This window comes from Bradyrhizobium sp. (genome assembly GCF_035570375.1).
Lineage (GTDB): Bacteria > Pseudomonadota > Alphaproteobacteria > Rhizobiales > Xanthobacteraceae > Bradyrhizobium.
This window is the reverse complement of sequence record NZ_DATMLW010000275.1, coordinates 39,186-60,103: the sequence shown is the minus strand read 5'-3', so window position 1 is coordinate 60,103 and position 20,918 is coordinate 39,186. Positions and strand designations below refer to the sequence as shown.

The following is a 20,918-nucleotide window of genomic DNA, read 5'->3' as shown; positions in this document are numbered from 1 at the left end:
TTGCCGCTCAAGGTAGGTTTTGAAGTCGGCTATTCGCTCTTGATTGGCACCAGGAAAGCCTTGCATGGCCTTTTCAATCATATCCAAGCAGCTTTGACTGACGCCTTGCATCTTTTCGAGATTTTCAAGCATGAGGGCTTGGAAGGCTTCAAACGGGTTCTTCTCATCTGCCATGGGGCGCTCCCGACCTCGGCGTTAAGAAACGGTCCCGTCGCGGGAGGCTCCGGCGCCAGGGCCGCTCTAAATCAGAAAGTCTACGATCTTGGAAAGGATATACTCCATCGCCTGAATATGCGCCCCGGGTAGCCCGTTTGCCAGCCCGGAATAAGAGGCCCGCAGTCTTAGGATGACGAGGCAACATAGGAGTGGAGCGCGATGAGGCTGGTCAAGCTTTCTTTGATCTTAGCGACGGGGCTGATGGCTGCGCCAGCATTGGGCGGCGGCTTATCGAAGGAAGAAGCACTCCACGAGTTCTCTTTTGAGTGCGCGCGATGTGCTGCCTATTTTGACCTGACCAGTAAGTGTTTCGTTAGCAGTGGCCAGCTTCAAGGAGACGACAAAGCAAGTATCGAGAAGACCCGCAATTTCTTCTATCAGTTGCAGTACGCGGCCGGCAAAGCGGCAGGCATGTCCGACAAGGCCATAGAAGCCCATTTTGCAATGGTCCTGGATTCCATCAACAACGACATCGATAAGAACTGCTTCAACATATCGGTGATCATAAAAAGGTATGCGAAGTTCTGCAAAGCTCTCGCGGAAAATCCGGATCAACTGCTCGATCAACTCATGACGAAGGGCCCGCCGACGCTCGAATAGAAGGAGCGGGGTTTCATGTGGTTTCTGCTCCAGGCTTCTATCATTTTCCCCGTCGTGGCCTCCAACATACATTGGCACCGGACACCGAGCCGATATCTAACGGCTATTATTGGAGTGGGTCTTGCATGGCTGCTGAGTCTGTGCTTGTGGAAGCTACAAACGCCTCTCCGTGTCATACGTAGTAAGCGCCGATAACGTGCAAAATCCAACCCAGCCCAACGATAGCGGTTAGATAGCTGATGATCAAAATAAGTTCCTTCCTTGGCATCTGATTACTATGCGTCTACGGCGAGCCGGTTCAAGACAGAAACCCTGCCACTTGCCGACCGGTGACTCGCTGATGCGCCCCTCGCTTCCAAGCTAGGTGGGTAGCCACTTCCAGAAATAACGAATCCTGGGTACCTCCCTGAGTCATACAGAGGCCCTCTAGAGTAAGCGTCGCGTCGTTGCGTTTGTGTCCCATTCATTTCTCAAATCACAGGACCAGCATGACCGGCAACGCGCCCGTGCATCCCCGACTCACACCGAAGAAAACGCCCGACATTGATCTGATCCAGAGCTTTATCGCGAAAAACGGTGTCACCAAACCAACTACGGCCCAAGAGTTGCGTTACGCTCGAAAGGAACAGCGCGATCGTGGCCTGTTGTCGGCGAGCGACCCATCTTCCTATCGCTTCCGGCCCAGCAACGAGGCCTTCTCCCATCGTTCCACCTTGATGTCTGAGGGCTTTACGCTTGACCACAAGCCCGTGCCCTTGGAAAAGCTCAGGGGAGAATATGCCGAGGAGCCTGAGAAGCCTGCACCGAAACCCGCACCTGCACCGCCTGAGCCCGTCAAGGGCTACTGCGCGCATTGTCATAAGCAGTTGCCGCGCCGCTCACGAGCCGACGCCCTGTATTGCTGCGACGCTCATCGAAAGGCTGCGGCTCGACGGGCGGCAAAGTTTGCCGAGGCTAACAAGGCCTTCAAGACGGATCTGACGATCGCGGAGAACACGCATCACGCCGAGATCCTGGCCGGGGAATATTCCTGGTTCGCTAGGTATATGAACCGGGACGCGGGGCTGCACGGCATCGAGGCTACCTTCTGGGAAACGCCGCACGGTGTTCTTATCACCGAGGATTCCCCCGGCTCCGCCGCGCTGGCAATGTCCGTGAAATCCTTCTCCGATTTCGGTCGATTTGACTGGCGGTTTGACGTTAAGCCGGATCGATCCCTGACGGAGCACAGTTCCCGCGATCCCAAGGTGGTCGAGGCGATCGACGCTGCTGTGAGCGAGAACATGAAGGGTGCCTGTGAGCCCGATCTGCTTGGCGTTTCGGTCATGAAGAGAGAGGAGCACAAGCAGTTCAAGGAAGACTGCGCCGCATTCCTCTTGAAGCTCAATGGCCTGCTAAGTGGCCCCGAGCGCAAGGTGTGGATGCTCACCTGGTCGCGCTATTCGTTTGGCCACGCTTTGCACAAACAATTCGTTTGGCCACGCTTGCTCTGTCCGGGATAATTCGAGGATAACTTAACAACATCAATAAGTTGCGTATTTGGGTGATTTCTCAATCCTATATATAGGAGGGGGGAACGTAGGCTCCCGACACATTCGACCGCCCGCCCGGCATTCCGCTCGGCGGGTTTTTCTATGGAGCAACCGAAATGGAAAGTGTTCGACAGATGCTCGGCACCATGTTCATCGCCCTGGCGGACGCTAGCGGTGACGATGTGCTGGAGCGAGCCTGTGAGACGATAACCCGCGCCGTCGATTCCGGCGGGGTGGATGACATCTACGCCCGGAGCGCCCTCCAGGCCCTCGTTAGGTCTTGCAAGAGGACGGAAGTCGCCTGATGTCCGCCTCGGAGGTCTACCTAGAACTATCCACCAGTGGCGACGCCACGGGTCAAAAAGTGGGGAAATTGCCACGTTCTGTCCCGCTGAATGATCTCCGCGACCTTGGACACCCGGAAAGCCCGATCAAGGCAATTCGGGCGAAATGCGTAGAGTGCTCGGGCGGCAGAGAGTTAAGCCGGCTAGGGCGAGGGCGCCCATCCAGGAATGCGGATAGTGAAAAACAATCAGAGTCAATTCAACAGTCGGAGCGAGGACGCTCGCTTTCGAATGATCGGAGACCGTCTTGAGGAAAAAGTCTGAAATTGCAGGCAAAAAGCAGGATACCAGGTTCAAGCCCGGGCAGAGTGGAAACCCCGCCGGCAAGCCCAAGGGTCTTCGCAACCGAGCGACACTAGCACTGGAAGCATTGCTTGACGGGGAGGCCGAGGAACTGACCCGAAAGGCGATTGAGCTTGCGAAGGGTGGCGACATGGCTGCACTTCGTCTCTGCCTAGATCGCATCGTACCGCCCCGCAAGGATCGTCACGTAGCTTTCGCGTTGCCGGCGATGAATGCGCCTGTTGATGCGGTGAAGGGCCTTGCCTCGATCGTGGCAGCGGTGGCGAGCGGGGAACTGACTCCATCGGAGGCGTCCGAGTTGACGAAGCTGGTGGAGGGCTATGCGCGAGTCCTTGAAACAATTGACCACGAGGAGCGTCTCAAAGCATTGGAAGGAAGGATCAATGGCAACAAATCATGACAGGCGCTTGAGCCGCCTTGAGGAGCAGCACAGTTCTGAAAAACCGAGCGTGCACTGGATTAGGGGCGCATCGCAGCCCGAGATTGATGCCCGTGTGGAGAAGATGATTTCTTCAGGGCAGGCTAGAGATTCCGACCTGTTCGTACATTGGCAGGTTTGAAATGACCTCTAACCATGGCCGCCGATTAGATCGGCTTGAGGAAGCTCACGCTCCCAGCGGGCGCCCCGAGCGGTGGCATCACGTGATAGGCGATACGGAAGCCGAACTCGATGAGAGAATGGAAGAATTGATTGCTTCGGGGCGGGCGAAACGGGGCGATGGCTTTATCCGAAATTTGATTGTGGACCCGCCGCAACGAATTGAGGTTTGAGATGGCTATCAATCACGGCAGGCGCCTTGACCGCCTTGAAGAGACTCACCGGCCGAAGGCGGAATATCGCCGGGGCCATCGCGTGATCGGCCACGATGACAGGGAAATCGAGCGCGAGAAACAGAAGCTCATTGCTTCCGGGGTGGCGAAGCCCGGAGACTTCTTCATTGCTCGGCTGATCATTTCGCCATGACCGAGCTGAAAGCAATGAGCCGAGTGTTACAAGTATCAGAGGACCCCGCCAGGATTGCCGGACGCCTGACCCGCGAGGCATGGGCGAAGCAGGCGGGGGAACGCAATTTCAACAGGCCGCTCGTCTATGCTCCTCGCGGAATTGTTTAGATGAGTCAGCGGCAGCCTGTCGCATCTGCGGAACTTGTTTGTCAGCCGGCTATTGCTTTTCACCGTTGTCGAATTCAGGTGTGAGTTAAATGGTCCGCTATCAGGAACACCTTACCGCTCATACGGAAATGCTAGCCAGGCTGATTGCGGAACTGAACGAATTGAAGCGTCTTCGTGAGCGGGTCAAACAAGCAGAACTGTCTCTTCGCCCCTCGGAGCGGACAGAAGCCACAAAGCCTCGCTATCGCACAGGCGCCGATCGGTCGCCTTTGTCGCGTTGTCGATGAGCGATTAGGAAGTGCTCGATCCGCTTTCCGGAACGAAGCTGGGCAGTTAACCAGCGTGGTTGTTTGCCTCGACCGCTCCACGTTTCCGAGGGTCGGTCTGTGTTACGGTATTTTGGGAGAACTCTCGGGTACGGCCGGCGGGCGTGTTGCCCTATTCGAGTGAGGTCCCTCAAGCGTTTTTCAAGGACGCTCTTTTGATCGATAATCCTCTTCTTGAGCATCCCCGCTACTTCTTCATGCAACGTCCACAGCTCATCAATGGACATGCTCTCCAAATTGATGCGGCTCATTCAGCGCTCCAATGTCATTCAAAGACAACGGTATGTCCCATCACATGAATTTAAAGACGCATCTCGCGCATTTGATCTCTTGTTAAGGTTGGTCTTTTTGCGGTGCACGCATGGCCGTGGTTACGAGGCTTGCGATTGCCGATATGGGCAGTCTGACATGCCGATGGTTCCTATTTTTCCGGGAGGCAAAGGAAGTAGTCTGAATGCGCGGATCAAAAACCCTTGGTGAGGGCGCCCGGCTTATCCCATTTGAAATCGGGCCGACTTGTCCTTCGGCTTCGCCTTCAGCCCGAGCTCGACCAAACGCCTTATGGCCTCCGATTGATTAGGAACTGGCTTTTGCTTTGCTCGCCAGCGATCGACGGCATCGATCATGTCTTCAGAGAAACCAATGACCTTCTTTATGGGGTGGGTTTCAGGTCTACCTATCATTTCGCATATGCCAATTGACTTGGGTCTATTTCGCATATATCAAATAAGCGGACCGAGGGGAAGCGTCAACTTCCGCCCAAGTGATTGAAAAGTAATGTTGCGGGGTAGTTACATCCCACACAAAACATATGATTTGTTCGCGATCGCGGAAATCTAGCACAACTATTGCATTGCGCAGCGACGCAACTCACCGGACAATTCCAGTGTCGCAACATTGGAGTCCCCCTGTGTCCCTTGCGCCGGATTCATGAGTCGCCTTAGCGTTCTTGCTAATGCTTCCACTGTATTCGGGTCTTGGGGTGTGAATTTGTCGGGTAAGCGTCGCGAATTCCCGATGCCGATTGTTTGAATCGGGCAAAAGGCATCTCGCCACTTTTGTCTGCCCAAATCTGCCCTAGTTGCCTTTGATCTACTGACGAACGAATTCCCCCGCCTGCCAGCGGGTGGCGCGAAACCAGATCCCTCTTCCATTGGGCATCCCGGTTTCGCTTTTTGCGAACCATGATTTACGCGCCGTGGCCTGGCAGGCCGGGGTGCCCGATGGAGACCTGATGACAGCCTCGGCCGACACGAACCCTTCACAAAGCCCGGCGGTCGGCCGGGGCGGGGTAGTACCTCTGACCCCCCAAGAGACCGCGCTCCGGCTCAACATCACCACGGACCAACTTGCTGCGTTCACGGCAGACGGCGAGATCAGCTACATCAACGTGGGGCGCGGCAAGAAGCGTCCGCGCCGACGATACACCGAACAGGACATTCAGGAGTTTTTAGAGAGGCGCCGCAGGAGGGAAGTGTGTCTGTCTACAGCGACAAGCGTTCCCCGTACTACCAGTTCGATTTCCAGATCGAAGGTCATCGGTTTCATGGCTCAACGAAATGCACGTCGCGCAAAGACGCCTTAAAATTCGAGGCCGCAGAGCAGGAGCGGGCGAGGGCGCAAATAAAAGCCGCGAGACGCGCGAAAGCGTCGCTTGCGATCGACGATGTTGCCGACCGGCTGTGGAATGACCAGGCGCAATATGACGCGGAGCCGAAGGCCACCGAAACGAATCTTGCGCGACTTATCGAATATTTCGGCGAGGCGAAATCATTGACTGCAATCGACCATAGCGAGGCCAAGAAGCTGGTCGCATGGCGGCGAGGTCATCGCGTCTCAAGGCGCGGCAAGCTGACCAAGGACAAGAGGGAAGCGCTGCCCCTGATTTCCAACGCCACCGTAAATCGCTCGACCACCAAGGTTCTGCAACGGCTGTTCGCCTTCGCCAAGGCCGAGGGCGCGGTGTTCGACAATGAATCGAAGTGGGAAGAGTTGCTGTTGTCCGAACCTGTCGAGCGCATCCGCGAGCTACAGGACGACGAAGCCAGGGCCATCGATGACGCGATGCGCGCCGACTATGAGCCGTTCTTCGCCTTTGTGCGGGCTTCTGGCATGCGGCTGAAGGAGTGCGTGACGCTCAACTGGGCCGAGGTCAACTTCGGCACCAGGCAGATCGTCCGCACCGGCAAGGGCGGTCGGCGCATCACGTTTCCGATCACCGACGCGATCCGGGAGATTCTGTTTCCGCTCCAGCAACATCATGACGAGCACGTCTTCACCTATGTCTGCGCCAGCACCAACAAGCGCACCGGCAAGGTGAGGGGCGAGCGATACCCGATCAGCTACAACGGCACCAAAAGCGCATGGCAGCGCATCAGGGCCGAGGCTGGCGTCGAGGGCTTCCGCTTCCATGACTTCCGGCACGACTTCGGAAGCAAGCTGCTGCGCGATTCCGGCAACGTGAAGCTGGTGCAGAAGGCGCTCAACCACGCCGATATCAAATCAACGCTGAGATACGCGCATGTACTGGACGATGACGTTGCTGTCGCCATCGAGCGCGTCGCAAAGTCCCGGAAAAAGTCCCGGAAAGACAATAGAAAGGCAGGTTAAAATGTTGATGCTACAAACGAAACTGGAAGGGGCATACATCCTTCCAGATGTCGTTTGCGGCCACGCTTGGGCTGGTGGCGCTGGTGCAGATCGGCATGCCCCGCTTGTTTGCATCGCCCGACGATTCAACCACCGCCAAAGTTGCGCTATGGGGTGGAAGGGAAATCGTGATGCTGACGCTGACCTCGCTGGTGGCGGGGCTTGCGACCACGCCCTATGCCGCCTTCCACTTTCACCGGGTGACGCCCTATGGCGTGCTGGCCAACCTGGCCGCGATGCCGGTGGTCTCGGCCATTGTGATGCCTGCGGGCATGTTGGGTCTGATTGCGGCTCCCTTTGGCCTCGACGGCTTCTTCTGGTGGCTGATGGGTGTTGGCACCGACTGGATGATCGTGGTGACCGAATGGGTGGCGTCGCTCCCGGGCGCCGTCGGGCGCGTCACCGCGTTCGGATCGGGGACGCTGGTTCTGGCAAGTCTCGGGATCATCCTGCTTGGACTGCTGCGGACACCGCTGCGCTGGTGCGGCGCAGCCGTGCTCGTGCTCGCGGTGATCTCTGCATTCATGACGCCGCTGCCGGATATCCTGATATCCGGCGACGGCCACAATGTCGGCGTGCGTGGCAGGGATGGCCGGCTGCATTTGATGAAAATCGGCAAGGATACTTTTTTGATCAAGGAATGGCTCGCTGCCGATGCCGATGCGAGACAGGGTGGCGATGCTTCGCTGACAGAGGGTGTCTCCTGCGATGATGACGGCTGCGTGGTGCAGATGGCTGACGGCTCCTTTGTCGCGCTGACGTTCAAGCCCGAGGCATTCGCCGACGATTGCTCGCGTGCATTGCTGCTGGTGACCACGAGGCAAGTGCCGACGTCATGCGCTGCCACGGTCATCGCTGCCGAGCGTTTGCGGCAGCAGGGCGCAATCGCGCTTCGGCGCACCAGAGGCGGATTTGATGTCGATCCGGTCAAGCCGAAAGGCTTCGACCGGCCGTGGGCGCCAGCAAGCGCAGGCGACACCGACGCGGACTCCGGCACGCCTGGCATACGCCTGTCTGCGCCTCCGGCAGTGGACGCGACGCCCGCGGAAGCCGATCTTCAAGCGGAAGATTGAGAGCTCGGCGGCCTCGAACTGGCGCCTTGGGGTTGATCTTGCCGGCTTCGCGGAAGGCAAAAGCGCGCAGCCTCATTTCTCGTGACGCAACGAACTTTGTCGTAATTCGAATGCGCCAAGGTGGAATTCTTCCGCCTCGTCCGGCGCCGACTTTCCTGTCGTTTTGACGAGCGTAAACGTAGCGTCGGGAAACTGTTCCCAGACGGAGAGATCGTCTGCGGTAACGGAAAGCCAGCCAAATCTGAACATGTAGCGGCCGGGTTGGGTCACATGCCCCACTTGTTGCCATGTGACTTTATTGACCACCGGTCGGGTCATCCATCGGCGGGCCGGCGATCTCTTTGATACGCGGGCCCGCCATCGGCGAGAGGATTTTCCGTTACAGGCTGTTCGACCGCGAGCAATACTTCATGGGTCCGCTGCTCGAAAGCATCGAGCTGCAACGCGAATGTGGCCAGCGCCAGTTTCAGATGGCCGAGTTCTTCAGTGCGCCGTTCGTCGCCCGGTTTCATGGCAACTCTCGTACTGGCAAGTCCTGGATGTGGCCGGACGATCGGCATCAGCATCGCAGGATCTTGCTCCCTGTCGATCGGCTGTGGTGGCGCGCGGCCGACTTCATTCGGCGGAGATCGGCCTTGGCGCGGCGGTGCTTGCCTCTGCGGTGCGGACCACCGGCGACTGGGTCACCGGAAGCTGCAGCACGGTCGCACGCTGTCCTTCACAGAGCAGCGTCACCAGAACGTGGCTTCCGTCCGGAAATTCGATCGCATCATGGTGCCGATCAGGAATGTGCTTGTCGATGACGCCGAATTTGCCGACCTTGAAATTCACTTGCCGCGTCCAGATCCATCGGCTGTCGTATTTGACGTTGTCGGCGAACGCCAGCTCCGTTCCCGGCATCATGCACACCGCAACATCGGGCTCGCGCTCAGATGCAAAGCCTCGAGTTGAGGTGCCACGGAAGGTCGTCGTGATGAGGGTCTCTCCGACTTGTGCGGGTCGCGTCGCCACGGCGTGAAGACTATAGTCACACATCAGTTTGCTCCTCGGTCGAGATAGCCGACCGGCGCCGCCTGGAGCATGATCCGGAAAGTCGGATCCGTCTTTCAAAGGCTCATGCTCTAAAGAGGCGCAGGCCTCTATCAGAGTGGACATCAGTTGTCGCAGCCTCTTCCTGCTTGGCGGCAATTCTACGGCTTCCCGCAGCCAAACGGGATCACAAATATTTTTCGTGAAGGGAGCGGCGCGCGTGGAACTTTTTTGCCCCTGCAGGAGAGGCCGCGCTGACCTCGTCGCGCCAGAGACGGCGCCTTCCGCCGTCGCTCATCGTCTTTCGGTGCAGCTGCCTCAGTACTTCCGGTACAGGCCGACCAGCTTGCCCTGAATTTTCACTCGGTTCGGTGGCAGGATTCGGACTTCATAGGAGGTATTGGCGGGCTCCAGTGCGATCGAAGCACCGCGGCGGCGAAAGCGCTTCAAGGTGGCTTCCTCATCGTCGATCAGGGCCACCACGATGTCCCCGGTCTCGGCGGTCTCGTTGCGCTGAATGAGCGCCATGTCGCCATCCAGGATGCCGGCATCGACCATGGAATCCCCGCGCACCTCGAGCGCGTAATGTTCGCCCGACCCGAGCATGTCCGGGGGCACGCTGATGGTGTGGCTGCGGGTCTGCAAAGCCTCGATCGGGGTGCCGGCAGCGATCCGGCCCATCACCGGGACGGCTACGGGACGGTTGCCCTCGTCCTCCGCGCCGGCGCTGCCGCTGCTGGTGCGGACCCTGCCTAAAGTCCCCTCGATGACGCTGGGTGTGAAGCCTCGCCGGCTATTGCCGTTGCCTGCCGACAGCTCCGGCAGCTTGATCACCTCGATGGCGCGGGCGCGGTTGGGAAGCCGTCGGATGAAGCCGCGCTCCTCCAGCGCCGTAATGAGGCGGTGGATACCGGACTTGGAGCGCAGATCGAGTGCGTCCTTCATCTCGTCGAAGGAGGGCGGCACACCCGACTCCTTCAGGCGCTCGCTGATGAATCGCAGGAGTTCGTATTGTTTGCGCGTGAGCATCTCGTCCAGTCCCCGGTTTGGTGTCGTTCGATTCCGAGACGTCTAGATTTGAGACTGTGGAGCCTGAAACCCTAATCCGAAGCCGTCAGAAACAAATCATGAACGAACACTATCTGTTCCATATGTGTTCTGCAACCACTTAATTTATCGTCAACAAAGTCCGCGCTCGCGAAATCGGGCGGATCTGGCCTTTAGTCCGGCAGCCGCAGGATGTCGCAAATCGAACCGGCGGCGGCCGCGGGCGCGAAGGGGGCGCGGATCACAAGCGCCCGTGCCGCAGCGAGATTCCCAAGCAACGAGCTGTCCTGGTGATCGACGGGGTTAGCGAAAAGGGTGCCGTCGCTGCGCGTCTCGAGGCGGGCGCGCAGATAATCTTCGCGAAGGTCGTTGGCGACGACGTCGCGACCAAGCAGCGCCGTTTCGCGACGGTGATGGACGACCGAGCGTCCTGAAAGCTTCCGAATCAGCGGCACCAGGAACAGAAAGCCGCAGACATAAGACGACACCGGATTGCCGGGCAGTCCGATCACCCGCATGTCGCCGAGCCGGCCGTGCATCATCGGCTTTCCCGGCCGCATGGCGATCCGCCAGAACGCGATGGCCACGCCTTCGGCCTCCAGCGACCGCTTGACGAGGTCATGGTCGCCGACCGAGGCGCCACCGGTGGTGACGAGGACATCGGCACCCAGGTCGCGGGCACGGCGGATACCCTCGGTTGTTGCCTCGATCGTGTCGGCGGCAATACCGAGATCGACGGTTTCCGCACCCTCGTCGCGGGCGAGGGCCCGCAGCGCATAGCCGTTGGAATAAACGATCTGGCCGGGACCTGGGCTCTCGCCCGGCATCACCAATTCGTCGCCGGTGGCAAGGATTGCCACCTTCGGTGGCCGCCGCACGGCGAGGTGGGGATAATTCATGCCTGCGGCCAGGGAAAGATCGCGGTCGGTCAGGCGGCTGCCCGCGGCGAGCAGCACGTCGCCCTGGAAAAAATCGACGCCGGCGGGACGGATATGACGTCCCCGCTTCGCGGCTTCGGTGATGGTGATGCCACCACCCTCGGCGACGGTGTCTTCCTGGATGATGACGGCGTCGGCGCCGTCGGGAATGACGCCGCCGGTAAAAATGCGCACGGCTTCGCCGGGGCCAACGACCCGCCCGAACGGCCGTCCGGCAGCGACTTCGCCGATCACCTTGAGGCGGGCCGCCGGATGCGCAGCGTCGGCCGCGCGCACCGCGTAGCCGTCCATCGCCGACATCGCCTGCGGCGGCTGGGTACGCAGCGCTGCGACGTCGCGCGCCAGCACGCGATGGTGGGCGCAATCCAGCGCGACCATCTCCTCAGCCAGCGGTTCGGTGCCCGCGAGCACCGCGGCCAGGGCATCTGCGACCGGCATCAACGCCAAGACAAAGCTCCCATCGCCAAGGCTCCCAAAGCCAATCCCTTCAGATCCCGAGTGCAGCCAGCGCGCTTGTCAGATCTCCGGGCGAAGTCACGTGAACCGCAATCAGGCCGCACTCGCGCGCACCGGCGACGTTCTCGGCGAGATCATCGAAGAACACGATGCGTTCGGCGGGAATCCCGATCGCCTTCACCACGTGATCATAGGCCTCAGCGTCCGGTTTCCGAAGTCCCATCGAGGAAGATAGAAAAATTTCGCGAAAATGGCCGAGCAGATCGGCGTATTTTCCGGAAAAATATTCGACGTGAGGGTTGTTGGTGTTGGAAAAGGCATAAAGCGGCAGCCGCTGCGCGGCGCGCGAAAGTATCGGTTTGATGCCAGGCATTTCACCAACGAAAATCGCGTTCCAGCCTTCGACAAGCTGGGCGTCGGAGAGCTCGACGCCCAGCGTGGTGCGCAATCCGGCAAAGAATTCCGCATCGCTGATCTCGCCCTTTTCGTGGCGTCGATAGAGCTCGTCGCGCTCAAACCGCGCCATCAGATGTTCCGCATCACATCCGGCGTGACTGGCCCAAAAGGCGAGCGTGCGGGTGAAATCGAGATCAAGCACGACGCGGCCGAGATCGAACAGCAATGCATCGGCAGCGCCGGGAGAGAGCGGGGCTGAGGTCATCGCTTCGGTTTACGAAAATCGGGGAGGGGGAGCAACCGTGATGCGGTTTCGCTTTCGAGCGCAGCTTGCAACCTCACACCCCGTAAAACGCGAATTATTGCGGTTGGCGAGTTCGTTGGCCGGTTTCCATTCGAGCGACAAGACCAAATGAACGAGCAGCAGAAGGGCAGGGAGTACAACGCTCCAAGGCTCACCGAAATGGTCAGTGTCAATACCGATAGGGTTCGATATCGAGCAGGGGAAAGGCGGAAAAAACGTCCGGCAGGTTGGTCGGCGCTGCCGGGTGCAAATAGGATTTGTCCAGTTCGGCGAATTTGGTGACACCCAGGAGCCCGAGGCTGCGGATCACTTCGTCTTCCAACAATTCCAGCATTCGAACGATCCCTGTTTCGCCGGCAGCGGCCAGTGCCCAGCATTGCAGGCGGCCGATGCCAACGAGATCGGCGCCCATTGCAATTGCCTTGATGATGTCGCTGCCGCGGCAGAACGAGCCGTCGACCATGATCTTCGCGCGCCCCGCCACGGCGCTGGCGATTTCGGGCAGTACATGCATGGAGCCACGTCCGTGGTCGAGCTGGCGTCCGCCGTGGTTCGACACGTAGATCCACTCCACACCGTGATCGAGCGCAATTGTTGCGTCCTCGGCGGTGGCGATCCCCTTCAGGATCAGGGGAATCTTGTAATTGTCCTTGATCAGCTTGACGGTGCGCCAATCGAGCCCCTTCTGGAAGTCACCGCCGGTAGCGCGAAGGCGGCTTTCACGCACATAGCGCTTGGCGATGTCCCGCTCGCGCCGGCTGTAATGCGCGGTGTCGACGGTGAGGCAGAATGCGGCATAGCCATTGGCGATTGCGCGGCTGACGCGGTCTTCGACAAAGGCGTCGTCGCCGCGGACATAGAGCTGATAGATACGCAGCGCATCGGGCGCCGCCTCGGCGACCTTCTCGAGACCGGGTTCGGAGACCGAGCTCAGCATATGAGCGGCGCCGAACCTGCCGACGGCGCGGGCGACACCGGCTGCTGCGCCTATAGGATCGAAGATTTCGAGCGCCCCGACCGGCGCCATCATCACCGGCAGGCGCAATTTGCGGCCCAACACCTTGGCGGACGCATCGACCCTGGCGACATTGCGCAGCACACGTGGCCGGAACGCGATCTCGTCGAGTGCCATGCGATTGCGTCGCATCGTAGTTTCGGTCTCGGCGGCACCGACGATGTAGTCCCAGGCATTCTGGTCGAGATTGGCGCGCGCCTTGCGCACGAACTCGTGAAGATTCTGGAATTCTTCCGTGCTGGCGCCGAGTTCGCTTGCTGTCGGGATGCGGGTCGCTTCGTTCATCGTACTCTCCGGGGAATATCCGATCGCTCTTGCCAACGTTCAAATGTCAGCGAACTGCCGGGCAGGCGCATCTCGGCGCTCCTATGCGAGAAATGCTCAGCCGGCAACCAAAAAGCCGACTGATGCATTCAACGGAGCCAGTCGGTTACTTAACCTACCTGGCGTTCGAGGCGACCACGGACATTGGCCTGGCCTCCCGCTTCGCGACCATGTTGGCGGTGGTCGCTGCATATTTCTTGAAATGAGGGGTCTCCCGGTGCGCCTTTAGGGCGGCCTCGTTGTCGTAGATTTCATAGAGGAAGAAATGGTTCGGATCGCTTGCGAGATTGAGGATGTCGAACCGGCGGCAACCGGGCTCCTTCACCGACGCCGTGCCGTTCTCTGTGATCGCCGCCAGAAACTTCTCGCGTTCGGCTGGCACGATGTCGAGATCGACAGCGTTCACAAACATTCCGGCCGATTGCGCGGCTGCGTGCTGGCTCGGCAGCACCATCATCACGGTGCCGGCCATGCAAAGGGCAAGCGCGCCCGCTGCGATCGAAATTGACTTAAGCATCTGATCATCCTCCCTGCTTGTTGCCCCGGCATTGGCTCCGGTGGAAGGCGCATCAATCGCTCCCGAAGTCGCGAGCGTGGCTGGGCGCCGTGGGCCATCCATAACCGATTGCGCGGGGTCAGTTAAGTCCGCGGCTTGCGGGCGGCGAAGGCTGGCGGCGGGAATCCAACGCCGGAGCCAAGTTTGACCGCCGCGCAACCCACCTGCCATGCTTGGGCTCAGTATGTGCTGACAGTCAAGAACAGCCTGCGTTGCCGAGGGAGTGAGACCATGATCGGCACCATAATCTGCGCGCTAGTGGAGTGGCACCAAATTTCGCGTAGTGGAATTTCCGCCACTGGACGCCGCCACCGAAGCGAAAATGGAGCCGGCCTTTTTTGATGAAGGCGGTTGGCCCCATGGCGCCTGCCCGAGGACTTCCCGCAACCCATCCCCTGATGCATCGGACCCGCAGCGTCGATTACGCGGTGGTCTTGTCTGGTGAGATCGACATGATGCTTGACGACACGGTGGGTGCAGTTGAAGCCCGGCGATACCGTGGTGCAACAGGCGACCAATCACGCCTGGGTCAATCACGCAAAGGAGACTTGCCGGATCCTTTTCGTGCTGATGGATTCCAGGCAACCCTAGAGCTTTGCCGCCAGTTTTGGCGGGTTTTGTGGCCCCGATTACAAATTGGAAATGAGGGCGAATTCCTGCTTTTCGAAAGCCTCGGAGCGCGTATATTCGCTTCGAGGTCTGCTTCCGGTCCAAAGCGACTGGCCTTTGGCGGTTGGCGCGGCACCGGCGAGACGGTTTTGGCGCCAGCCGACGGTCACTGTTTGGCGGCCTCAATGATACCGAGTTATCGTGACCTGTTGGCGGATCGAATAAGCAACTTGTTATCGGCCCCCTCTGAACAGCGAGAAGGTTCGCCAATATGCGCAACAACTCCCGATTTTTTTTCGGCGCGGCCGTAGGTGTCTGCCTGACGCTTCTCGTCAGCGCGCCGCAGAGCGCGCAACTCGTCGCGACGGCCAAGGCCACACTCGGGAGCGGGGTCTATTCAAAACTCAATCTGTTCGGCGAAGTCTTCGAGCGCGTCAGGGCCGATTACGTCGAAAAGCCCGACGATGCCAAGCTGATGGAGGGCGCGATCGGCGGCATGATCACCTCGCTCGACCCGCATTCGCGCTACATGAACGACAGCGCCTGGCGCGAAATGCAGGAAACGACCCAGGGTGAGTTCGGCGGCCTCGGTATCGAGGTCACGATGGAAGACGGCCTTGTCAAGGTGGTCGCGCCGATCGATGGCACACCTGCGGCGAGAGCGGGCATCATGTCAGGCGATCTTGTCAGCCAGATCGACGATGAAGCGGTTCAGGGACTGACCCTTGAACAGGCCGTCAACAAGATGAAGGGACCTGCGAATACGAAAACCAAGCTGACCATCATTCGCAAGAGTGCCGACGCGCCGATCAACGTGACTATCACGCGGGAGATCATTCACGTTCGACCTGTCAGCTATCACATCGATGGCGGCAATATCGGCTATATCCGGATCAGCTCGTTCAACGAGCAGGCTTCCGATGAGCTGAAGAAAGCCATTGCCGACATATCGAAACAGGTCCCGTCTCAGAACCTGGCCGGCTATGTTCTCGACCTGCGCAACAATCCCGGCGGACTGCTTGATCAGGCGGTTTCGGTGTCCAGCGCCTTTTTGCCCCGGGGCGAGGTTGTCTCGACCAGGGGCCGTAGGCCGGAGGAAACCCAGCGCTATGCGGCCCATGGCGGCGACCTCACCAAAGGCAAACCGCTCGTTGTCCTGGTCAACGGTGGTTCGGCATCAGCTTCCGAGATAGTCGCGGGTGCGCTGCACGACCACAAGCGCGCGACGCTGATCGGCACTCGCTCGTTCGGCAAGGGCTCGGTGCAAACCATCATTCCGCTCGGTCCCGGCAATGGCGCGCTCGCGCTCACCACGGCGCGCTATTTCACGCCGTCCGGCCGATCGATCCAGGCGCAGGGCATATTGCCGGACATCGAAGTGCTGCAGGAGGTGCCTGACGAGTTGAAGGGCCGCGCGGAAATAAGGGGCGAGGCTTCGATGCGTGGGCATCTGTCGGCGGAAGGTGCGGAGCAGACGGGTTCGCAGTCCTATGTTCCGCCCGTAGAGAAGGACGACAAGGCCCTCGCGGCTGCGTACAATATGTTGCGCGGCGTCACCCTCAATGCGGGGGTGCCCGCGAAACTGCCGCGAGCGGCGGTCCAGAACTAGAGCCTTTTCGGTTCTGATTGAATCAGAACCGAGGCTCTAATCTTTTGTTTTGACGCGTTTTCTTCACGCGAACCGGTATCCACTTCGCTCGAAAACGCTATAGTGTCCCGGTTCCGACGTCCGTATGATTTTGCCGCACGCACTTTTGCGAATGTCGGAACCAAAGGGACGCTAGCAAGTGGAGGCGACGGAAACGCGTGGATTAAGGGGCGGCACCACGATGGCGTCCGCGGCGGCCGTCAGGCTACGGCCGCTGGCTTTAGGTGATGCGCCAAAAGCATTCTTCTAACCTCTTCGGCCGGCTTCGGCGCGCTGAACAGATACCCCTGCATTTCGGTGCAACCCAGCCCACGCAGGATTTCCTGCTGGTGTTGCGTTTCGACGCCCTCTGCGGTGGTCACCATCTGTCGTGCCGTGGCGATGTTCACCACGGCCTGAACGATAGATGATCCGCCCTGTTCGGCGAGGTCGTTGATGAAGCAGCGATCGATCTTGATCTTGTCGAAGGGAAAGCGCTGCAGATAGCTGAGCGAGGAATAGCCCGTGCCGAAATCGTCGAGTGCTATTCTCACGCCGAGGCTGCGAAGCTGGTGCAGGATCTGAAGCGCCGCCTCGTCGTCGCGGATCAGCACAGCCTCGGTGATTTCCAGTTCCAGCCGGCTTGCGGAAAGGCCGCTCGCCGCCAGCGCGGCGACGATCTTCAATGCCAGCGTGCCGCTGCGGAATTGAACCGGCGAAACGTTGACGGCAAGCCGGACATCGTCGGGCCAGTGACTGGCTTCCGCGCAGGCGGTGGCAAGAACCCATTCGCCGAGTTCGTTGATCAGCCCGGTCTCTTCGGCGATCGGGATGAATTCGGCCGGCGAGATCATGCCGCGTTCGCCATGACGCCAGCGCACCAGCGCCTCGCAGACGGTGATGGTGTCGTTCTGCAGCGAGACGCAGGGCTGGTAGTAGACCTCCAGCGCCTGTTCGCCGATCGCCTTGCGCAGATCGGTCTCCAGCATGCGGCTTTCGCGGACATGGGCGTCCATCGCCGGCTCGAAGAAGCGCCAGGTTCGGCGGCCGGCCGATTTGGCCGCGTACATCGCCATGTCCGCGTTCTTGAGGATCTGATCGAGATCGGTGCCGTCCTGCGGCGCCAGCGCGATGCCGATGCTGGCATCCGAACTCACCTGGTGGCCGAGGCAATCGTAGGGCGCGCGGATCGCATCGAAGGTCCGCCGCACGAGCTCGACGACTTCGCACGGATTCTTGACCGCGGTCTGGACGATGGCGAACTCGTCGCCGCCGAGCCGGGCGACGAAATCGCCGGCCCCGACGCAACCGTTGAGGCGCGCGGCCACCGATTTGAGCAGCTCGTCGCCGATCATGTGTCCGAGCGAATCGTTGACGCTCTTGAATTCGTCGATGTCGATATAGAGCACCGCCAGATGCCGGCCTTCGGCGATCTGGGCCAGCTCCTGCTTGAGCCGTTCGTGGAACAGCGCGCGGTTCGGCAGGTCGGTCAGCGCGTCGTAATGCGCAAGATGCCTGATCTGCTCCTCGGCGCGCATGCGCTCGGTGATGTCCTCGTGAGTCGTCAGCCAACCGTTCTTCAGCGGCTGATTGACGATCTGGATCAAACGTCCGTCCGAGGTTTCGACGATGTTGAGGGTGATCTTGCCCAGAGCCACGTTCCGCAAAACGGTCGAAACAAACGCATCGGCGTCGCCCTTGAAGGAGCCGGTCTGCTTTCGGTGCGCGACGAGATCGCGAAAGGCAAGGCCAGGCTTCACGAAATCATTTGAGAGTCCATACATCGAAATATAGCGCTGGTTGCAGACGACGAGCCGCTCGGATGAGTCGTACAGCAATAGCCCCTGGGTCATGTTGTTGATCGCGGTATCGAGGCGCTGCTTTTCAGTCTGGTGTTGCTGCAGCAATTTTCGAACGAAGAGGAACAGCATCGCCGCGATCACGAACACGGAAAAGCTGGCTACCAGGACCAGGAACCTGGTTTGCTCGCGCCAATCGGCAAGGGCTGCCGCAACCGTCATGCTTGCGACAATGGAGATGGGATAATTTTTCAGCGCATAGGCCGAAGCAACGCGCTGCTGGCCGTCGATCGGGCTGGTGAGGCGGATCGTCCCCTGACCCGAAGGCGACGAGATATAGTGATAGATCGGGCTGCTCCGGACATTGGATCCGATCATTCGTTCGATGTGCGGATAGCGCGCCAGAAGCGTTCCGTCGCGCAGATACATCGAAATCGCCGCGCCTTCTCCCAGCACCACCGAGGCGAAATATTTCTCGAAAGTCGCCGGTGCGATGGCCCGCGACACGACGCCGACGAACTCGCCGCTCGGTCCCGTCAATTTGTGAGCAACGATGGTTGCCCAGCCCGGAGCCGAGATCCGGGTCCGCGCCATTTCGATCATGATCGGAGTAGTCTCCGTTCCCGATTTGAAGGCGTGGAAATAGCCGCGATCGGCGATATTGACGTCGGGCACCGGCCAAAAATCCGAGGAATTGATCAGCGTGCCATTGGTGTCGAAGACGTTGATGCCGGCGAGATCGGAATAGGAACCGATCCTGCTCCTCAGCGTCTCGTGCCATTCCAGGGTAGCCAACTGGCCCGCGAATGCTTCAGGCGTCATTCGGTCGGACCGGATTTGCGCCGCGACATCTTTCAGGATGACGGTGAAATCCTCGAGCTGCTGGTCGAAATGGCGCGCGACCAGCAACACGGTGTTTTCCAGCTCGCGCTCATTGCTGTTCAGCGCGCGTTCGCGAAAATTGTCGACCATGATCGTCGTGCCGATGGCGATCGCCGCGATCAAAAAAATGCCGCCGGCGATCAGCCAGCGGATCGGAGCGCTGGAAAGGAACGCTTTCAGATCGAAAGAGCCGGTACCGTCTGCCGTCATTGTCGCAATTGTTGCCAAGGCTGCTGAACACTGGAGCGGAACGCCCCAGGCCAACATAGAAATACCTGGACGGTATGGAGGTGAGGTTAGGAAGTTGGGTTAAGCCTCGGTTAAATCGAGCCGGCCGCGGCATTTGCAACCAAAGGATGAATCCAACTTGGTCGTGCTTGACCGCAAAAAAAACGGCCTTCAGCGTCTTCAGAACGAGGCCAGAAGACGCGTCCGGCGGTGCTTTCATCCCGAAGGCTCAGTCTTGTGCGCGATAATGGCCGGACTTGCCGCCGATCTTTTCGACGAGGCGAATGCCCTCGATACGCACGCCGCGTTCGGCAGCCTTGATCATGTCGTAGATCGTCAGGCAGGCAATCGCGACCGCTGTCAGCGCCTCCATCTCGACCCCCGTCGGACCGGTCACCTTGACAACGGAGCGAACGACACAGCCGGGCAGTTTTTGGTCCGGCGCGATGTCGAGTGTAACCCTGGAGAGGGCCAGTGGGTGACACAACGGGATCAGATCCGAGGTGCGCTTGGCCGCCATGATACCGGCCAGCCGCGCGGTACCCAGCACGTCACCTTTTTTGGCATCGCCCGACAGGATCAAGGCCAGTGTCGCCTTGCTCATGACGACGCGGCCTTCGGCCACGGCTGTTCGTTCCGTCGCTGCCTTGGCGGATACGTCAACCATGCGCGCTTCACCCTTGGCATCGATGTGGGTGAGGGCGGGATCGGCTTTGGATGAACGGCGCGCCATGCCTCAGCGTGTCCCGCTCGCGTCGGCGCCGCTTGCCAGCAGCGCCCGTGTGGCTGCCGCCACGTCGGCCTGGCGCATGAGACTTTCGCCGACCAGAAACGTCGAGATGCCGACGCGTGCCAGTTGCGCCAGATCTGCGGGCGAGAAAATGCCGCTCTCGCCTATCATCAGGCGATCCCTCGGTATCAAGGGTGCCAGCGCCTCACTGGTCGCAAGCGTTGTTTCGAAAGTGCGCAAGTTGCGATTGTTGATCCCGATCATCGGTGATCGAAGTTTCAAGGCGCGGTTGAGCTCGGCCTGGTTATGCACCTCGATGAGGACATCCATGCCATGCGCGATCGCTGCATCCTCGATGTCTTGGGCCGCGGCATCGTCCAGCGCCGCCATGATGATCAGGATGCAATCGGCGCCGTGGGCGCGCGACTCCACCACCTGATAGGTATCGTAGATGAAATCCTTGCGCAGGACCGGCAAGGTCGCGGCGGCACGCGCCGCCACCAGAAAGTCGAGATGGCCCTGGAACGAAGGCGCATCCGTCAACACCGACAAGCAGGTGGCGCCGCCGGCCTCGTAGGCCCTTGCGAGCGCCGGAGGGTCGAAATCGGCGCGGATCAGGCCCCTGGAGGGTGAGGCCTTCTTTATTTCTGCGATCAGCGCGTAGCCGCCACGCGCGTGCCGCTGGCGGATGGCGGTGACAAAGCCGCGCGGGGCGGGCGCTGCCTTGGCCTTGGCCTCCAGGCTCGCCAGCGGACGGGAACGCTTGGCGGCAGCGATCTCGTCCCGCTTGTAGGTCTCGATCCTGGTCAGGATGTCGGACAT

20 protein-coding genes and 1 pseudogene are annotated in these 20,918 nt (G+C 59.9%); 9 read left to right on the top strand and 12 right to left on the bottom strand.

The genetic code is table 11. The features are described 5' to 3' along the window. Positions 1 to 375: 375 nt before the first annotated feature. The 5 genes from VNX23_RS30705 to VNX23_RS30685 all read left to right on the top strand — a co-directional run bounded on the left by VNX23_RS30705 (position 376) and on the right by VNX23_RS30685 (position 3,959). The gene (locus VNX23_RS30705; RefSeq protein ID WP_325635601.1) at positions 376 to 816 is read left to right on the top strand and encodes a hypothetical protein; all 441 of its coding nucleotides are present in this window, start codon (positions 376 to 378) and stop codon (positions 814 to 816) included. Positions 817 to 1,304: 488 nt separating this feature from the next. Further along, complete coding sequence (locus VNX23_RS30700; protein ID WP_325635599.1) at positions 1,305 to 2,318, top strand: hypothetical protein; 1,014 nt, start codon at positions 1,305 to 1,307, stop codon at positions 2,316 to 2,318. A 146-nt stretch (positions 2,319 to 2,464) separates the two neighbouring features. After that, positions 2,465 to 2,653, top strand: a complete 189-nt coding sequence (locus VNX23_RS30695) for a hypothetical protein (protein WP_325635597.1) — start codon at positions 2,465 to 2,467, stop codon at positions 2,651 to 2,653. A 286-nt stretch (positions 2,654 to 2,939) separates the two neighbouring features. Next, positions 2,940 to 3,395: a DUF5681 domain-containing protein gene (locus VNX23_RS30690; RefSeq protein WP_325635595.1), complete on the top strand. Its 456-nt coding sequence runs from the start codon at positions 2,940 to 2,942 to the stop codon at positions 3,393 to 3,395. Positions 3,396 to 3,767: 372 nt separating this feature from the next. After that, positions 3,768 to 3,959, top strand: coding sequence for a hypothetical protein (locus tag VNX23_RS30685; protein WP_325635594.1), 192 nt, complete (start codon positions 3,768 to 3,770; stop codon positions 3,957 to 3,959). A 390-nt stretch (positions 3,960 to 4,349) separates the two neighbouring features. Here the strand turns inward: VNX23_RS30685 and VNX23_RS30680 are convergent, their stop codons facing one another. Then, positions 4,350 to 4,616 carry an H-NS histone family protein gene (locus VNX23_RS30680; RefSeq protein WP_325635605.1) on the bottom strand — a complete coding sequence of 89 codons (267 nt, stop codon included), beginning with the start codon at positions 4,614 to 4,616 and terminating at the stop codon, positions 4,350 to 4,352. 1,052 nt (positions 4,617 to 5,668) lie between these two features. On the opposite strand from VNX23_RS30680, the gene VNX23_RS31185 reads away from it, so the two are divergent. The 3 genes and pseudogenes from VNX23_RS31185 to VNX23_RS30670 form a co-directional block, all read left to right on the top strand. Then, a complete protein-coding gene (locus tag VNX23_RS31185; protein WP_414643113.1) occupies positions 5,669 to 6,019 on the top strand; it encodes a helix-turn-helix domain-containing protein in 351 nt (116 codons plus the stop codon). Continuing rightward, a complete protein-coding gene (locus VNX23_RS30675) occupies positions 5,911 to 7,044 on the top strand; it encodes a site-specific integrase (protein WP_325635592.1) in 1,134 nt (377 codons plus the stop codon). Before VNX23_RS31185 ends, VNX23_RS30675 begins: the two co-directional genes overlap by 109 nt. A gap of 32 nt (positions 7,045 to 7,076) precedes the next feature. Beyond that, a pseudogene (locus VNX23_RS30670) lies at positions 7,077 to 8,156 on the top strand (ComEC/Rec2 family competence protein); the annotation flags it as partial. Positions 8,157 to 8,228: 72 nt separating this feature from the next. On the opposite strand, the gene VNX23_RS30665 reads toward VNX23_RS30670, so the two are convergent. From VNX23_RS30665 to VNX23_RS30630, 8 genes are all read right to left on the bottom strand, one after another. Continuing rightward, positions 8,229 to 8,474, bottom strand: a complete 246-nt coding sequence (locus tag VNX23_RS30665) for a hypothetical protein (RefSeq protein ID WP_325635590.1) — start codon at positions 8,472 to 8,474, stop codon at positions 8,229 to 8,231. Then, complete coding sequence (locus tag VNX23_RS30660; protein ID WP_325635588.1) at positions 8,471 to 8,722, bottom strand: hypothetical protein; 252 nt, start codon at positions 8,720 to 8,722, stop codon at positions 8,471 to 8,473. Before VNX23_RS30660 ends, VNX23_RS30665 begins: the two co-directional genes overlap by 4 nt. 49 nt (positions 8,723 to 8,771) lie before the next feature. Beyond that, on the bottom strand, positions 8,772 to 9,191 hold the full coding sequence (locus VNX23_RS30655) for a hypothetical protein (protein ID WP_325635586.1): 420 nt from the start codon (positions 9,189 to 9,191) through the stop codon (positions 8,772 to 8,774). Positions 9,192 to 9,503: 312 nt separating this feature from the next. Continuing rightward, on the bottom strand, positions 9,504 to 10,214 hold the full coding sequence (gene lexA, locus VNX23_RS30650) for a transcriptional repressor LexA (RefSeq protein WP_325635584.1): 711 nt from the start codon (positions 10,212 to 10,214) through the stop codon (positions 9,504 to 9,506). Positions 10,215 to 10,405: 191 nt separating this feature from the next. Continuing rightward, the gene (gene glp / locus VNX23_RS30645; protein WP_325635582.1) at positions 10,406 to 11,617 is read right to left on the bottom strand and encodes a gephyrin-like molybdotransferase Glp; all 1,212 of its coding nucleotides are present in this window, start codon (positions 11,615 to 11,617) and stop codon (positions 10,406 to 10,408) included. 40 nt (positions 11,618 to 11,657) lie between these two features. Beyond that, positions 11,658 to 12,287 carry an HAD-IA family hydrolase gene (locus VNX23_RS30640; protein ID WP_325635580.1) on the bottom strand — a complete coding sequence of 210 codons (630 nt, stop codon included), beginning with the start codon at positions 12,285 to 12,287 and terminating at the stop codon, positions 11,658 to 11,660. A 208-nt stretch (positions 12,288 to 12,495) separates the two neighbouring features. Beyond that, positions 12,496 to 13,626 carry an alpha-hydroxy acid oxidase gene (locus VNX23_RS30635; protein WP_325635578.1) on the bottom strand — a complete coding sequence of 377 codons (1,131 nt, stop codon included), beginning with the start codon at positions 13,624 to 13,626 and terminating at the stop codon, positions 12,496 to 12,498. A gap of 154 nt (positions 13,627 to 13,780) precedes the next feature. Further along, positions 13,781 to 14,182, bottom strand: a complete 402-nt coding sequence (locus VNX23_RS30630; protein WP_325635576.1) for a putative quinol monooxygenase — start codon at positions 14,180 to 14,182, stop codon at positions 13,781 to 13,783. A gap of 919 nt (positions 14,183 to 15,101) precedes the next feature. Here VNX23_RS30630 and VNX23_RS30625 point away from each other — a divergent pair. Further along, the gene (locus tag VNX23_RS30625; protein ID WP_325635574.1) at positions 15,102 to 16,439 is read left to right on the top strand and encodes a S41 family peptidase; all 1,338 of its coding nucleotides are present in this window, start codon (positions 15,102 to 15,104) and stop codon (positions 16,437 to 16,439) included. A 239-nt stretch (positions 16,440 to 16,678) separates the two neighbouring features. Here VNX23_RS30625 and VNX23_RS30620 read toward each other — a convergent pair whose 3' ends face one another. From VNX23_RS30620 to trpC, 3 genes are all read right to left on the bottom strand, one after another. Then, positions 16,679 to 19,348 carry a bifunctional diguanylate cyclase/phosphodiesterase gene (locus tag VNX23_RS30620; RefSeq protein WP_325635572.1) on the bottom strand — a complete coding sequence of 890 codons (2,670 nt, stop codon included), beginning with the start codon at positions 19,346 to 19,348 and terminating at the stop codon, positions 16,679 to 16,681. Positions 19,349 to 19,595: 247 nt separating this feature from the next. Continuing rightward, positions 19,596 to 20,099 carry a cyclic pyranopterin monophosphate synthase MoaC gene (gene moaC / locus VNX23_RS30615; protein ID WP_325635570.1) on the bottom strand — a complete coding sequence of 168 codons (504 nt, stop codon included), beginning with the start codon at positions 20,097 to 20,099 and terminating at the stop codon, positions 19,596 to 19,598. A gap of 3 nt (positions 20,100 to 20,102) precedes the next feature. Further along, positions 20,103 to 20,918, bottom strand: coding sequence for an indole-3-glycerol phosphate synthase TrpC (gene trpC / locus VNX23_RS30610; protein WP_325635568.1), 816 nt, complete (start codon positions 20,916 to 20,918; stop codon positions 20,103 to 20,105).

What these genes read in the sequence shown, in the direction of transcription:
- VNX23_RS30695 (WP_325635597.1), top strand. Translation starts at nt 2,465, where the DNA reads ATGGAAAGTGTTCGACAGATGCTCGGCACCATGTTCATCGCCCTGGCG.
- lexA (WP_325635584.1), bottom strand. Translation starts at nt 10,214, where the DNA reads ATGCTCACGCGCAAACAATACGAACTCCTGCGATTCATCAGCGAGCGC.
- VNX23_RS30635 (WP_325635578.1), bottom strand. Translation starts at nt 13,626, where the DNA reads ATGAACGAAGCGACCCGCATCCCGACAGCAAGCGAACTCGGCGCCAGC.
- VNX23_RS30640 (WP_325635580.1), bottom strand. Translation starts at nt 12,287, where the DNA reads ATGACCTCAGCCCCGCTCTCTCCCGGCGCTGCCGATGCATTGCTGTTC.
- VNX23_RS30665 (WP_325635590.1), bottom strand. Translation starts at nt 8,474, where the DNA reads ATGACCCGACCGGTGGTCAATAAAGTCACATGGCAACAAGTGGGGCAT.
- VNX23_RS30700 (WP_325635599.1), top strand. Translation starts at nt 1,305, where the DNA reads ATGACCGGCAACGCGCCCGTGCATCCCCGACTCACACCGAAGAAAACG.
- VNX23_RS30705 (WP_325635601.1), top strand. Translation starts at nt 376, where the DNA reads ATGAGGCTGGTCAAGCTTTCTTTGATCTTAGCGACGGGGCTGATGGCT.
- VNX23_RS30680 (WP_325635605.1), bottom strand. Translation starts at nt 4,616, where the DNA reads ATGCTCAAGAAGAGGATTATCGATCAAAAGAGCGTCCTTGAAAAACGC.
- VNX23_RS30685 (WP_325635594.1), top strand. Translation starts at nt 3,768, where the DNA reads ATGGCTATCAATCACGGCAGGCGCCTTGACCGCCTTGAAGAGACTCAC.
- VNX23_RS30655 (WP_325635586.1), bottom strand. Translation starts at nt 9,191, where the DNA reads ATGTGTGACTATAGTCTTCACGCCGTGGCGACGCGACCCGCACAAGTC.
- VNX23_RS30660 (WP_325635588.1), bottom strand. Translation starts at nt 8,722, where the DNA reads ATGCTGATGCCGATCGTCCGGCCACATCCAGGACTTGCCAGTACGAGA.
- VNX23_RS30630 (WP_325635576.1), bottom strand. Translation starts at nt 14,182, where the DNA reads ATGCTTAAGTCAATTTCGATCGCAGCGGGCGCGCTTGCCCTTTGCATG.
- VNX23_RS30625 (WP_325635574.1), top strand. Translation starts at nt 15,102, where the DNA reads ATGCGCAACAACTCCCGATTTTTTTTCGGCGCGGCCGTAGGTGTCTGC.
- trpC (WP_325635568.1), bottom strand. Translation starts at nt 20,918, where the DNA reads ATGTCCGACATCCTGACCAGGATCGAGACCTACAAGCGGGACGAGATC.
- VNX23_RS30620 (WP_325635572.1), bottom strand. Translation starts at nt 19,348, where the DNA reads ATGACGGCAGACGGTACCGGCTCTTTCGATCTGAAAGCGTTCCTTTCC.
- VNX23_RS31185 (WP_414643113.1), top strand. Translation starts at nt 5,669, where the DNA reads ATGACAGCCTCGGCCGACACGAACCCTTCACAAAGCCCGGCGGTCGGC.
- moaC (WP_325635570.1), bottom strand. Translation starts at nt 20,099, where the DNA reads ATGGCGCGCCGTTCATCCAAAGCCGATCCCGCCCTCACCCACATCGAT.